Origin of the sequence: Candidatus Phytoplasma sp. AldY-WA1, assembly GCF_020312115.2 — a bacterium.
Classification (GTDB): domain Bacteria; phylum Bacillota_I; class Bacilli_A; order Acholeplasmatales; family Acholeplasmataceae; genus Phytoplasma; species Phytoplasma vitis.
In genome coordinates this window covers 1-13,665 of record NZ_JAHRHX020000023.1, presented here as the reverse complement: position 1 = coordinate 13,665, position 13,665 = coordinate 1, and the positions used below count along the sequence as shown (strand labels likewise).

Sequence of the window (13,665 nt, the reverse complement as noted above, 5' to 3'; positions counted from 1 at the left end):
TTTTTATTTTCCTTGGAAAATACTTTTTTTTATTATTTTGGATTCCTTTTTTAACTACTTTTTTCTTAATTAGTTCGGTTACTTTTCTATATTATTTTAAAAAAATATGCCTTAGTGAAAAAAAAGTTAATTTGGTTATCACTATTTCTTTCTTTTTTCATTTGATCAACATCGCTTTTAGTTTTTATATTTATTGGGTAAGTTTTGATAATTTGAATTTGATTGTTTTGATTGAAATGGTTATTGGTATTGTTTTAGCTATTTTGGGTATAGTATTAGGTACTTTGATGTGGATCGTTACTTTACAACAATTAGATGAAATGATCGAGCAAAAAATACCGTGTAAATACCAATGGCTTGTTATTAGCGCTTTATTTGTTTGGGCAGCAACAATATTTGTAGATATTTCATATATAGTGTTAGTTATTATTAAAAAAATGATGAATATAGACAAAAAATAATATTAACCAAGAAAATTTACTTGATGATCTTTAATTTGGTATATACAATATATACCATATTTATGTATTTTATTTATAGTGATATGCTTGATTCCTAGTTTTTCAGAAAAAGAGAGTCTGCTCAAAATGCTTGTATTGAAGTTTTTTTAGTCAATTTTAAATGTGAAACGATTTATTTAGAAAAAAGAAAACATTTAATTAAAAAACATTTAACATAGATTGACTGTTTATTTTGATGGTGGTTCTCGTAACGGAAGAGATGATAATTATTATTTTATCGATTTAAGATGGTTAGGTAATCGGTTATTTTCATATGTATTGTTTTTTGAAAATGGATGAAAAAGTTTTAGAACATAATAATATTATTAAAGCTCAACATTTTAAAAATACCAATCTTTCTTTCGATCAAAAAATAATTATTGCATTAATTCTTAAAAACTAATATCAACATTAACTTTATAAATGTTAATAAAAAATTAAATTCTTATTATGTAACTTAACCAAAAATTTATGTTATTAAATTTATTTCAACATTTATTTTGGTTTAATGTTATAATAATTTCAATTATATATTTTAATTATCATCAAAAAAAGACAATATTAAAAAGATATGATTTGATATAAAGTATATTCTAACCAAAAACTAATTGTATAAAAATATATAATTGAAATTATTTTAAATTATTCAAAAAAAGAAATTAGGCGATAGTAATCTTTTAAAATTTCAAAATCTCAATTTTAGTTGTTTTTAATTTTTTAAAAAAAGTATTATTTTTTTAAATTATTATCTAATTATTATCTAATTTTCAAAAATATCATTAAAAATATAATATTTGAATTTTATTAAATATTTTATCAAATAAAAAATAATTTGTTAGGAGTTTTTTTATGTCTTTGAAAGTTTTTCAAAATCTTAAAATCAAATTTTTATTTGTGATTTTCTTAATTTTATTTTTTTTAAATATTTATTTGATTCCAGTTTTAGCTTTAATTGATGCAGGAGGAGTAGGAGATGATTCATCTTTTAACCCTAATAATTATGAAATAGATTATTCTAAAAAACATGAATTAAAAAAATGGAAACATGAAGGTGGTTCAGTTTTTTCGATTAATTCTCGCTTATTTTATGATATTCCAGGGATAAAAATGGTTCCTTGTAAATCTTATCAAGAATGGGGCAACGGCAAACAATTAGTAAAAGATGCTGCTTTAATAGGGGTCGGATTTATACCTGGAGCAGGAAATTTTGTTAATTTTTTTTATGATAAGTTCGAAATGACAGGTGTTACTGATAAATGGATTGACGAAAAGGATGATAAAATCGCAATGTTAAATGACATTGTTTATTATGAATTAGAAAGTGACCCCGGAAAAGGTTTTTTCTTTTTTGATTTAAAACAATTAGAAAACATTAAGCAAGTTGATATTGCTTTTTGCGATTGCGAACAATATATTTCTTGTATAGATGAAATTATGGCAAGTTTAAACAATGAAGTTGAAATTGATGAAAAAAAATTAGACCCTCTAAAAGATATAAAACGAATTATTCAAATACGTTTAAAACGCCGTTTAAAAGAAATTATTATTGACAAAATCAATAAACGAGTTGGTCATAAAATCGCTCGAACTACCCTTAAAAAAGCAGCTAAAAAAACAGTTGGACGTTTTTTTGGCAAAATATTAGTACCTGGAATTGTAAATGCGTGGGATAAAGCAGAACAAATTATAGAATCTGATAATAACTTAAAACAACGCATCAACTTCAATGTCACTAATAACACTATCGGCTTTGCCATTCATTTTAGTACGGAAAACGAATTAGAAATTTACGAATTAAAAGAAAACGTCAATCACCAAAGAAGCTTTCACTTAGTTACACGTACAAATATCGCTAATTCAGATCATATGTTAGTTAATCTTTTAAAAAAGAAAAGTTTTGATTCTGATAACCAATCATTAAATGTTTATGGCGGTCATCTTAAAGGAGAGATTAATTGATGAAATGGATTAATTTTTTATTCAATCCTTCTAAAAGGATTAAAAAACATTTATTAACTAAAAAAAAAGAGGACGACCCTTCTTATATTTTAAAAAAACGACTAGCGAAGTTAAATCTTCCAGTAACCAGTAACCTCCCAGTAACCAGTAACTTCAAAACGATTTCTTATTTTAGTGTTTTTAGTAAGTTATTTTTGCTCCTTGGTTTGGCGTTAGTTGTTGGGTTTGGGATTTATTTTAAACATAATGAAATAGCAGAATTTACTGGTATGGGTGTTTATCTTTCTGAAGCTTGGTCGTATGGAGCTTGGCCGTTTTTTTCGTTTGTTATTGGATTTTTTTTGTGGGTGATTGGTTATTATTGTTGGCTTTCTTTTTTACCCTTGGCTACTTTTATTTTAGCAATTACAACAGGAATTTTTGAAGCATTCTTTTTTATTTTCGTTGGAAAATACTTTTTTTTATTATTTTGGATTCCTTTTTTAACTACTTTTTTCGTACTTAGTTTGGTTACTTTTCTATATTATTTTAAAAAAATATGCCTTAGTGAAAAAACAGTTAATTTGGTTATCACTATTTCTTTCTCTTTTCATTTGATCAATATCGCTTTGCTTTTTTATAATTATTGGGTAGGTTTTGATAATTTGAATTTGATTGTTTTGATTAAAATGGTTATTGGTATTGTTTTAGCTATTTTGGGTATAGTATTAGGTACTTTGATGTGGATCGTTAATTTACAACAATTAGATGAATTGATCGAGCAAAAAATACCGTGTAAATACCAATGGCTTGTTATTAGCACTTTATTTATTTGGGCAGCAACAATATATTTCGCTATTTCATATATAATGATTGTTATTGTTAAAAAAATGATGAATATAGATGAAAAATAATATTAAACAAGGAAATTTACTTGATGATCTTTGATTTGGTATATACAATATATACCATATTTATGTATTTTATTTATAGTGATATGCTTGATTCCTAGTTTCTCAGAAAAAGAGAGTCTGCTCAAAATGCTTGTATTGAAGCTTTTTTAGTCAATTTTAAATGTGAAACGATTTATTTAGAAAAAAGAAAACATTTAATTAAAAAACATTTAACATAAATTGACTGTTTATTTTGATGGTGGTTCTCGTAACGGAAGAGATGATAATTATTATTTTATCGATTTAAGATGGTTAGGTAATCGGTTATTTTCATATGTATTGTTTTTTGAAAATGGATGAAAAAGTTTTAGAACATAATAATATTATTAAAGCTCAACATTTTAAAAATACCAATCTTTCTTTCGATCAAAAAATAATTAAAAAAATAATAGAAAAATAACGAAAAAAGTATCTTGTAAAGCTATTAAGAGTTTGAGTGTTGGTAATTTTTAATTAATGGTATTTCAGGAGTTGCTAGTGAAAAATTAGTTAATTATGTAGGTGATATTTAGAAAAAAATCCTGATGATTTAGAAACAGCAAGTAAAAGCTATTGACGGTGTTGAAGATTTTATTATGGGATGTGTAGATGTTGTTTGATGACATTCCAGTAGTTAGAAATTTAGAACAAGTAATTTTAGAAAATTGGAAAACTTATAGTAAAACTATTAGTTATCGAGTTAATATTTTAAATTAATTGTTGTTGATGGAATAGGGTGCGGTTCGGCGCTCTATAATTTTAAAATAAAAAGTTGTATTAAAACGAAATAGTGCAAATTAACAACTATTAATTAATTTAAAATTTTCTATTTATTTAAAATAAATTATTTCTTCTTTTTTTGTTTTAATAATTCAATAGCTAAATCTGTTGCTATTCTTCCGCGAGCAGTTCTTTTTATATAACCTTCTTTGATTAAATAAGGTTCATAAACTTCTTCAATAGTAAAAATTTCTTCTCCGATTGTTGCTGCAATATTTTTAATACCTACTGGACCACCATTAAATTTATAAATTAAATTTTGTAAATAATTAAAATCTGTTGCGTCTAATCCGTTTTCATCTATTTGTAACTTTTCTAAAGTATGTAAAGTTATATCATAAGTAATATTTTTTTTTGAATAAATTTCGGCAAAATCTCTAACTCTTCGAAATAAACGATTAGCTATCCTTGGAGTTCTTCTACTTCTTTTAGCTAATTCTACTAAGGCTTTTTCTTCTATTTCGTTACCATAAACAGAAGCAGTTCTTTTAATAATTGATTCAAGCTCATCTTTTTGATAATAATCTAACTTTAAAATCAAACCAAAACGATCTCTTAAAGGGAAAGCGATATTTCCAAATTTAGTTGTCGCTCCAATTAAAGAAAAAGGAGGCAAATCAATCCTAATTGTTCTTTTTTCATCATTTTTACCAATAACAACATCTAAAACATAATCCTCCATTGCTGAATATAAAATTTCTTCAACATTTTTAGGAAGACTATGAATTTCATCAATAAATAAAATATCTCCTTTTTGTAAATTACTTAAAAGAATCGCTATATCGCCAATTTTTTCAATATTAGAACCACTGGTAACTTGAAAATTAACTCCTAATTCGTTGGCGATAATTTTAGCTAAAGTAGTTTTTCCTAAACCAGGAGGACCATAAAACAAAAGATGATCTATTGATTCTTTTCTTTTTTGAGCTGCTTTTAAATAAACGAATAAAATTTTTTTAATTTTATTTTGGCCTATATATTCATTTAATCTTTGAGGTCTCAAAAATTTTTTATTTTCTTCGGTTTGTTCTTTTTTATTACCCTGTGTTTTTAAATCTTTCATAATTTAATATCCTTAAAAATTATTTCATTATTAATGATAAAGCTTCTTTAACAATAATTTCTATTTTTTTATCAAAATCTAATTTATTGATAACTTTATCAACTTCTTTGTTTTTGAATCCTAAATTAATTAATACTTCTTTAACATCTTTTTGTTTCGGATTTAATAAAATTTTATTAGTTTGAAATAAATCATTATTTTTTAAATGAAAAATAATTTGTTGTGCTGTTTTTTGGCCGATTCCTGGTAATTTCAATAAATAAGAAACATTATTTTCAGATATTGCTTTTTGAATTTCTTGAAAAAAATCTTGATTAGTAAGTAAAATAGCGCTTTTAGGTCCAATACCCGGAATAGCGATTAATTTTTTAAAAAAAAATAAAATTTTAGTATCTAAAAAACCATATAAAAAATGAATATTTTCTTTAATATAAAAATAAGTAAACAATTTTACTTCTTGATTTATATAAAAAACATATGGATTAGCAAAACCAATGTGATAACCAATACCATTATTATCTAAGACAACACTATCATTTTGAATAGATGTGACTTTACCTTTAATATAAAAATACATATTAAGAATATATAATCCTTTTTATTAATTTATTTTCAAAAATATCATTTTCTTAAAATTTATTTATGTTATAATATTATAATATATATTTATATACATTATTAATGAAATGAATTTAAATTATGTAAAATAAATGAAAGTTGATTTAAATTTAATATGACTTTATCAAAACAATGTTTATCGTCCTCAAAAATTCCTAACAATGATAAAGATATTCCGGAATATCACTTATTATTAGAAATAAAAGAATTAGAAATCTTTTTGGAAAAAAATAATTTTTTTGAAGACTTTAAAAAACAATTATTTTATTCAAAGCTTAAAAAAGAACAATTTAAGGAAAATAGTAATTTAAAAAAATTTTTTTTATTGAATATAAACAAATTAAATATCAAATACAAAGATAATATATTAAAAATTATAAATCAAAAAAAAGAATATCAAAAAAAAGATAAAATAAATTACGAAGATTATAATTTTATAATTCAAAAAATAAAAAACAAAATAGAACAAAAAAAAATAGAAAAAAAAAAAATTTATCAAAAATTCAAAGTAAAACAAGAAAAAATAAAACAAAATAATGAACAATTTTTAAAAAATTTCCTTAAGATCCAAAAAGAAACAATTTTAAAAAAAGAAAAATTAAAAAAAATTTTTTTAGAACACAATCAAATATTATCAGAAAACATCAAAACTATTACTTATGATATTATAAAAGATTTTGAACAAAAACATATTCATTCTAATAACCAAATTAACCAAATAAAACAAAAACATAAAGATCAAATATTAAATATTGAAATAAAATATAATTCTTATTTGAACCAAATACAAAAAGAACAAAAAGAAAAAGAAAAAAATTTTTCAAAAACGATTCAAAAAAATAATATTTTTTTTCAAAAAAAATTAAATCAACATAATAAAATTTTAAACGAAATACAGCAAATTTTTTGTCAAAAAGAAAACAACTTAAAAGAAAAAACAAAAAAACTAATTAAAACAAATAAATTAAAAATGTTTGGTATTCTGGAATTTAAAAACAATACACAAAATACAAATTTTATTATATTATTGAAAACAAATAAACAAAACAAAATAGAAAATTTTAAAAATATATATCTTTGGCAACTAAAATATATTTTTTTAAAATCATTAAGTCAAAAAAACATCAAAATTATCAATATTGAAAATATTTCGGAAGAAACGATTAATAATTTAAAAATTCAACAAAATAAATTTTCTTGCCAAAAAGAAAAAGAAATTATCGATAATCATTTTCTAAAAGAAATTAAATTGTTGGAATTAAATTTTCAAATTGCTGAAATAATAAAAAAATATAAAAATATAAATAAAGAATTAAAAGAAATTAAAGAACAAGAAGAAATAAAATATTCTTATGAACATGAAAAATATAAAGTAGATATTGAATTAAACCACTTAGAGTATCATAAAAAAAAAATAACTACTCAACAAGAAAAAGAAGAAAAAGAAAATTTAATTAAAATTCAATCAAAAATTGAACTTATAAAATTCGATTCCAAATATTTAGAAAATATAATTGAAAATATTAATCAAACAATAAATTTAAATAAAAAAATAATAGATTTAGAACAAACACATTACAAAAATAATATTTTTAAAAACATCAATTTTGAACAACAAACAGAATTTTTTCATAAAAGAACTGATATGGAAAAATTAGAAATAGAATACGATATCAAAAATTTTTTTTTGTATAAAAAAAATATTTTAGATAATTTGATTTTATTCATTGATTATATGGATTCCAAAAATCAAATACAAAATAATTTATTTTATAACCTTAAAAATCAAACAAAAAAATATTTAGAACAAAAAACATATCAAACAAAAGAACTAATAAGAATACAAAATTTATGTAAATTATTTTTAAATAATTTTCAAAATAAACAATTTGATTCTCTTAATATCTTAAGAGAAGAAATGGATAATTTAGAACAATTAAATCTTCAAAAAGAAATTGATTTGTATAATAATATCTATAAATATACTAAAAAAAATATTTTTTATATTCATGATTTAGTTAATAAAAATAAATTAAAAAATAAAAAAGATTACTTTTCAATAGAAAATGAAATTAAAATTTATGAACGAAATTATATCTTTTTGAAAAAAACCGTCATTTTATTACAAGAAAAAAAACAAAAAAAACAATTACAAAACAAAAAATATATTCAAAAAATCAAAAAAATTCAAGAAAAAAAAATAAAAAAACATATTTTATATCAAAATAAAATTTCTTTTTATTTAAATAAAATAACTAATTTAAAAACAAATCCATCTTTAATCAAAAAAATTTATTTTAGATTTTGTATAAAAAAAATCATTTCTTATTATTTAAAAGAGTTAAAAAATATTCAATTTCTAAATAAATTTTTAAATAAAGAATATATTTATTTATCAAAAATTAAATACAATTTTAATAAAGATATAAAATTAGAACAAACAGAATTGCTTAATAAAATGTATCAAAAAATGTTATGGCTATCTGAAAATTTTTTAAAAATAACTCAAGAAATTCATAAAATAAATATCCAAAAAACAAAAAAAATACAAATAAAAGAAAAATATAATCTTGATAATCAGTTTCTCAATAACAAAAAAATATTTGAAAATAAATTACAACAAAGAAGAAAAGAAAACATTCTTATTAAAGAAAATTTTAAAGATGTTTTAATTGAAATTCAAAACCATTTTAAAAAAAAATTAAATCAAATAGAAACAGAAAAATTAAATAAAGAGAACGACTTAATTCAAGACTTTAATATCCAAAAAAAATTATTCTTGCAAAAACAAAAGATAGAAAAAGACAAAAACGATTTAATAACAAAAATGCAAGCAAAAGAAGAACAAAAACTTCTTATTACAAGAATAAAAATACAAAAAAAATATAATTCACATAATTTATTTTTATCAAAACAAAAAGAAAAAAATAAAAAAAATTTTAAAAAAAAAATTTCTTATTTTTCTTGGATAAAAAAAATTCATATATGGAAAACAAAAATATTTTTTTATTTTAAAAACATAAAAAATAAGTTAGAATTAAAAAAAACTTATTCCCAAAATAAAAAAAAACTAAATCATAAAATAAAAATACAATTATTTTTATACAACCAATTTATTCTTTTTTTGTAAATTAACAATAATTTTTTCAAATATTATATAATATTGTTTGTATATAAAAAATAAAATTTTTTTATGTTTATTATTTTTTTAAAAAATATTATTTCAAATATATTTCTTTTTAATTATTTACATTATTTAATTTTAAAAAAAGGAACTGAAAATTGAACATAGGGCAACAAATTAGAAATTTAAGATTAGAAAGAAAAATAACTCAACAAGATTTAGCTAAGAAAATAAATGTAACTAGTGGATATATTTCTCAAATAGAAAATAATTTAATTTCTCCTTCTTTAAAAATTTTATTTTCTTTATTAAAAATTTTTAAAAAATCAGCTTCAGAATTTTTTCAAGAAGAACAAAATATAGAATTAATTCATAAAAAGGAAGATTTCTTAATTGTCAAAGAACCAAATCTTAAAAATACTATTTATTATCTTTTCCCTTATCTTACAAGATATCGAATAGAACCGACAATTATAGAAATTGAACCCAAAGGACAAACTAAGATTAATATTGCAAAAAAAGAAGATGTTTTTGGTTTTGTACTTGAAGGAGAAGTTGTTTTAATTTTAGATAAATTAAGATTTTTTTTAAGTAAAGGAGATACTTTTTACTTATCAACGGATAAGAAATATTATTTATTAAATCAAAATGAGGAAATAACCAAAATATTAAAAATCATTTCATCTTCGAAATAAATTATAAAGGATATCATCAAAATGAGAAAAATCGTTATAGCTGGTAATTGGAAAATGAATAAATGTAAAGGGGCGACCAAGAGGCTTAAATATCGTGCTATTTAACCAATAGCCAGGGAAGATTTCCCCTGAATGCATATCTTCGGTTTGTTAAACGAAAGAATAACAGATTACAGCAGAAGGTAAAAGCGAATTGAGACGAAACAGTATAGTCAAAAAGATTCCGCGAGCAAATTTGGATATGGATAAGGATGAAAAACCCTAAGAGGAATAAAGTGAGGTAATCTTCTAACTTAACGGCAACTGTGTAAATCCGTTAATCTAGATAGCTGGAAATTGTCTTTGTGTTTCGCAGTGAAATCATCATAAACCTAGACTCCACCCATAGCTGGACAAGCAACTCTTGTCTAAGGTTAATTCCGCAAGCTGGGTCAAACTTCACCTAAGTCCAAAAGGTAGATATTTAAAGTAACTGGTAGATTCCTAAACCTCAGTTTTTCGGAAACAAATAAGGATAGGGTATTTGAAGGAAACTCAATTTATCCGAGTCCTTAGAGGCAAGGAAAAAGAGACTATTTAGTAATCGTTGGAGTAAAAATGAGGATGGAATACCTAATTCAATCGACCAACCAAGTCGAAGGTTAACAACCTTTAAAGGGTGAAAATAGTCAGTAATTCTAGAGATAGAATTATGGAAAGCCGTATGCTTGAAAACTTGCTTGTACGGTTTGGGACGGGACCAACTGTAATAAAAGATTCGCATCTTAAACGCAGTTGATTTATCGTCATATTCAGCTTTGAATTTCGTTTATCAAATTAATAATAAAATACCTGATAGAAAAAAAGTAGAAACTATTATTTTTCCACAAATAACTTTATTAGATGTTTTAACTCGAATAGAAGGAAAAAATTTGAGAATAGGTGCTCAAAATGTTTTTTACAAAAATGAAGGCGCTTATACAGGAGAAATTTCTCCTAAAAATATACATTCATTAGGTGTTAAATACGCTTTAATCGGACATTGTGAAAGAAGAACACTTTTTGGTGAAACAGACCAAACAGTTAATTTAAAACTTCTAGCTCTTTTAAACATAAATATTTATCCTATCGTTTGTATAGGAGAAGATATTAATACTAAAAACGAAAACAAAACTAAAATATTCTTAGAAACACAATTAGAAAATATTTTCCAAAACGTTCCACAAGATTATGTAGAAAAAATTATATTAGCTTATGAACCTTTTTGGGCGATCGGAACAGGAAAAAGTCTTCAACCTGAAGATTCCAACGAAATTATAAAAAATATCCGTCAAAAAGTAGCTTCTTTGTTTTCTAATGAATTAGCTCAAAAAATAAGAATTATTTATGGCGGTTCTACTAATGAATCTAATATAGAAATTATTTTAAAACAAAAAGAAATTGATGGTGTTTTAATAGGAAATAGTTCTTTAGAAGTATCAAGTTTCTTATATTTCACTAAAATAGGACTTAAAATATATAACGAAAAATATTATGATAATTTAGAATAATTTTGATGTAAAAAAAAAAAAAAAGAAAGTTTTTTAAAATAAAAATGGAAAAACAAAAATTGTTAAATAATTTAAATGAAAAACAAAAAGAAGTTATTATTTCAGATAAAAAAGCTATTTATCTTCATGCTGGTGCAGGAACAGGAAAAACAACTACTTTAACCAATAAAATATTTCATTTAATCAATAATTTACATATAGATGGAGATAATATTTTAGCAATAACTTTTACTAATAATGCAGCTAAAGAAATGCGACAACGTTTGAAAGAATTTATTTCTTTTCATGATTTTTCTCGTTTAACAATTTGTACTTTTCATTCTTTTGGGTATTCGTTTTTAAAAAAGAATATTGCTTATCTTAATTCAAATTTAACTTCTTCTTTTTTTATTATCGACGAAAAAGAAAAAAAAAAAATTATCAAAGAAAAAATAGATATTTTAAAATTAGATAAAGACAAATATAAAGCTAAATATTTAATAAAAAAAATCTCTGATATCAAAAATAATAAAATAAAAAAACAAATTTTTGAAGAATTAGAAATACAAAAACAAATAAATATAGAATTGCGTTCTTCTGAAGAAAAACAAATTTTTAATTTTTACGAAGAATATTTAAAAAAAAATAATTTTCTAGATTTTGACGATTTAATCATTTACACTTATCAAATATTAAAAAATAATACTTCTTTAACTTCTTTTTATCAAAAGAAATTCTCTCATATTTTAATAGATGAATTTCAAGATATTGATTTGATTCAATATCAAATAATTAAAATGATAGGTCAAAATAATTTTATTTTCGTTGTAGGAGATCCGAATCAAAATATATATAGTTTTAGAGGATCAGAACCTTTGTGTAATAAATTATTTATAAAAGATTTCAAGGGTAATATTTTTTATTTAGATCAAAATTATCGTTCTTCTCAAAATATTTTAGATAAAGCTAATTTATTAATTAAATATAATTATGATGAAAAACAAAATCATTTCAAAAACAATCTTAAAAGCAATATTACTCATGGAAAAGTTATTTATAGAAACTTTCAAAATGATAAAAAAGAATCAGAATTTATTGCTAAAAAAATCAAAAAATTAGTTCAAAATTCAAAATATAATTACAAAGATATAGCTATTTTATACAGAATGAATAAATTATGCAAAGAGATAGAAAACAATTTAATTATTCAACACATTCCTTATATAATTAAAAGTTCTACTTCTTTCTATCAAAAAAAAGAAATTAAAGATTTTTTAGCTTATCTAAAAGTCCTTCTCTTTCCTAAAAATGATTTCGATTTTAAAAGAATTATTAACACTCCTCCACGCCAAATAGGAAAAACAACTATAAATAAATTAGAAAAAATAGCTAATGAAAGAAAAATTTCTTTGTTCGAAACTATGGATTATGTTTCTGAACAAGATACAATAAAGTTAAAAATTAATAATTTAAAAAAAACATTTCAAGAACTTTTAAAAATTTTTCATGATGAATCAAAATGTAATTTATCAAATTGTATAAATTTAATTAATGAAAAAATTAAATATTCTGAAATTTTAGATAAAAAAGAAAAAGATAAAAATAATTATAATAACTCAAACGAAAACAAAATTAAAAATAATTTAGATAATTTGCAAGACATTTTCAATTTAGAAAATCAAAAACAAAAAGGTACTTTTGTAGAAAAATTAAATGAATTATTAAATAAAATAACTTTGTATAGCGAAAAAGATGATAATGATAAAAATCAAGTTCTTTTATCCTCAATACATAAAGTTAAAGGTTTAGAATTCAAAATTGTTTTTGTTATAGGTTTGGAAAATAATATTTTTTTAGATGATATAGAAGAGTACGGCGAAAAAAATGTCCAAGAAGATAGAAGAATCGCTTATGTTGCGATAACAAGAGCAAAAGAATTACTTTTTCTTACAAGCGCAAATGTTAGAAAATTCTTATTTCGTAATAAACAAAATGAATTTACACGACCTGTATCTTTTTTAGAAGAAATGAAATTTACTGAAACAAAAGAAAACATAATAATATCGGAACCTAATAAATATAAGTCTATTGACATAACAAAAGATGAAAATAAAACATCTTATAAAGTAGGAGATAAGGTTATGCACAATATATTTGGAAAAGGTCTTATTATCTCTGTTAACAAAGATATCTTGTCAATAATTTTTAAACCTCACGGGATAAAAAAAATTCTCATTACACATAATTCTTTCAAAAAAATTTAATATCTCTTGAAAATTATTTTAAATTTATCAATATTAAATTATGAAAAAAATATACATAAAAAATTAAATTTTTTTCAAATAAAATAAATATCGATTTTAAAATTCGATATCTATTTTTTTGTATTTAATACATTCTGTTTTTTTATCTATATTAATAAAAATAAATTATTTTGAATATAAATAAAATTATGATTAGTAATTAATTTTATAAATTTTATTTTCGAATTTTTACCAAAATTAAAT

General features: G+C 21.6%; 11 protein-coding genes. 9 read left to right on the top strand and 2 right to left on the bottom strand.

Annotation, left to right across the window (positions count from 1 at the left end):
- The 5 genes from KTO59_RS02670 to KTO59_RS02650 form a co-directional block, all read left to right on the top strand.
- Positions 1-461 (top strand): Bax inhibitor-1/YccA family protein (locus tag KTO59_RS02670; RefSeq protein ID WP_284928487.1); only part of this gene is annotated, 461 nt, incomplete at its 5' end.
- 313 nt (positions 462-774) lie between these two features.
- On the top strand, positions 775-903 hold the full coding sequence (locus KTO59_RS02665) for a hypothetical protein (protein WP_284928486.1): 129 nt from the start codon (positions 775-777) through the stop codon (positions 901-903).
- Between the two features lie 446 nt (positions 904-1,349).
- Positions 1,350-2,459, top strand: a complete 1,110-nt coding sequence (locus tag KTO59_RS02660) for a hypothetical protein (protein ID WP_284928485.1) — start codon at positions 1,350-1,352, stop codon at positions 2,457-2,459.
- On the top strand, positions 2,459-3,352 hold the full coding sequence (locus KTO59_RS02655; protein WP_284928484.1) for a Bax inhibitor-1/YccA family membrane protein: 894 nt from the start codon (positions 2,459-2,461) through the stop codon (positions 3,350-3,352). Before KTO59_RS02660 ends, KTO59_RS02655 begins: the two co-directional genes overlap by 1 nt.
- A gap of 313 nt (positions 3,353-3,665) precedes the next feature.
- A complete protein-coding gene (locus KTO59_RS02650; RefSeq protein ID WP_284928483.1) occupies positions 3,666-3,791 on the top strand; it encodes a hypothetical protein in 126 nt (41 codons plus the stop codon).
- 423 nt (positions 3,792-4,214) lie between these two features.
- Here KTO59_RS02650 and ruvB read toward each other — a convergent pair whose 3' ends face one another.
- Both ruvB and ruvA read right to left on the bottom strand, forming a co-directional pair.
- The gene (gene ruvB, locus KTO59_RS02645) at positions 4,215-5,213 is read right to left on the bottom strand and encodes a Holliday junction branch migration DNA helicase RuvB (protein WP_225696021.1); all 999 of its coding nucleotides are present in this window, start codon (positions 5,211-5,213) and stop codon (positions 4,215-4,217) included.
- 19 nt (positions 5,214-5,232) lie between these two features.
- Positions 5,233-5,790, bottom strand: coding sequence for a Holliday junction branch migration protein RuvA (gene ruvA, locus KTO59_RS02640; protein ID WP_225696022.1), 558 nt, complete (start codon positions 5,788-5,790; stop codon positions 5,233-5,235).
- Between the two features lie 156 nt (positions 5,791-5,946).
- Between ruvA and KTO59_RS02635 the strand changes: the two genes are divergently transcribed.
- The 4 genes from KTO59_RS02635 to KTO59_RS02620 all read left to right on the top strand — a co-directional run bounded on the left by KTO59_RS02635 (position 5,947) and on the right by KTO59_RS02620 (position 13,422).
- Positions 5,947-8,961 carry a hypothetical protein gene (locus KTO59_RS02635; protein WP_284928480.1) on the top strand — a complete coding sequence of 1,005 codons (3,015 nt, stop codon included), beginning with the start codon at positions 5,947-5,949 and terminating at the stop codon, positions 8,959-8,961.
- Between the two features lie 152 nt (positions 8,962-9,113).
- Positions 9,114-9,650 carry a helix-turn-helix domain-containing protein gene (locus tag KTO59_RS02630; protein WP_225696024.1) on the top strand — a complete coding sequence of 179 codons (537 nt, stop codon included), beginning with the start codon at positions 9,114-9,116 and terminating at the stop codon, positions 9,648-9,650.
- A 797-nt stretch (positions 9,651-10,447) separates the two neighbouring features.
- Positions 10,448-11,179: a triose-phosphate isomerase gene (gene tpiA, locus KTO59_RS02625; RefSeq protein ID WP_225696025.1), complete on the top strand. Its 732-nt coding sequence runs from the start codon at positions 10,448-10,450 to the stop codon at positions 11,177-11,179.
- A gap of 44 nt (positions 11,180-11,223) precedes the next feature.
- Positions 11,224-13,422, top strand: a complete 2,199-nt coding sequence (locus tag KTO59_RS02620) for an ATP-dependent helicase (protein WP_225696026.1) — start codon at positions 11,224-11,226, stop codon at positions 13,420-13,422.
- The last annotated feature ends 243 nt before the right edge of the window (positions 13,423-13,665 follow it).

Excerpts from the sequence above, each read along its gene's own strand:
- KTO59_RS02665 (WP_284928486.1), top strand. The coding sequence starts at position 775 with ATGTATTGTTTTTTGAAAATGGATGAAAAAGTTTTAGAACATAATAAT.
- KTO59_RS02660 (WP_284928485.1), top strand. The coding sequence starts at position 1,350 with ATGTCTTTGAAAGTTTTTCAAAATCTTAAAATCAAATTTTTATTTGTG.
- KTO59_RS02655 (WP_284928484.1), top strand. The coding sequence starts at position 2,459 with ATGAAATGGATTAATTTTTTATTCAATCCTTCTAAAAGGATTAAAAAA.
- KTO59_RS02650 (WP_284928483.1), top strand. The coding sequence starts at position 3,666 with ATGTATTGTTTTTTGAAAATGGATGAAAAAGTTTTAGAACATAATAAT.
- ruvB (WP_225696021.1), bottom strand. The coding sequence starts at position 5,213 with ATGAAAGATTTAAAAACACAGGGTAATAAAAAAGAACAAACCGAAGAA.
- ruvA (WP_225696022.1), bottom strand. The coding sequence starts at position 5,790 with ATGTATTTTTATATTAAAGGTAAAGTCACATCTATTCAAAATGATAGT.
- KTO59_RS02635 (WP_284928480.1), top strand. The coding sequence starts at position 5,947 with ATGACTTTATCAAAACAATGTTTATCGTCCTCAAAAATTCCTAACAAT.
- KTO59_RS02620 (WP_225696026.1), top strand. The coding sequence starts at position 11,224 with ATGGAAAAACAAAAATTGTTAAATAATTTAAATGAAAAACAAAAAGAA.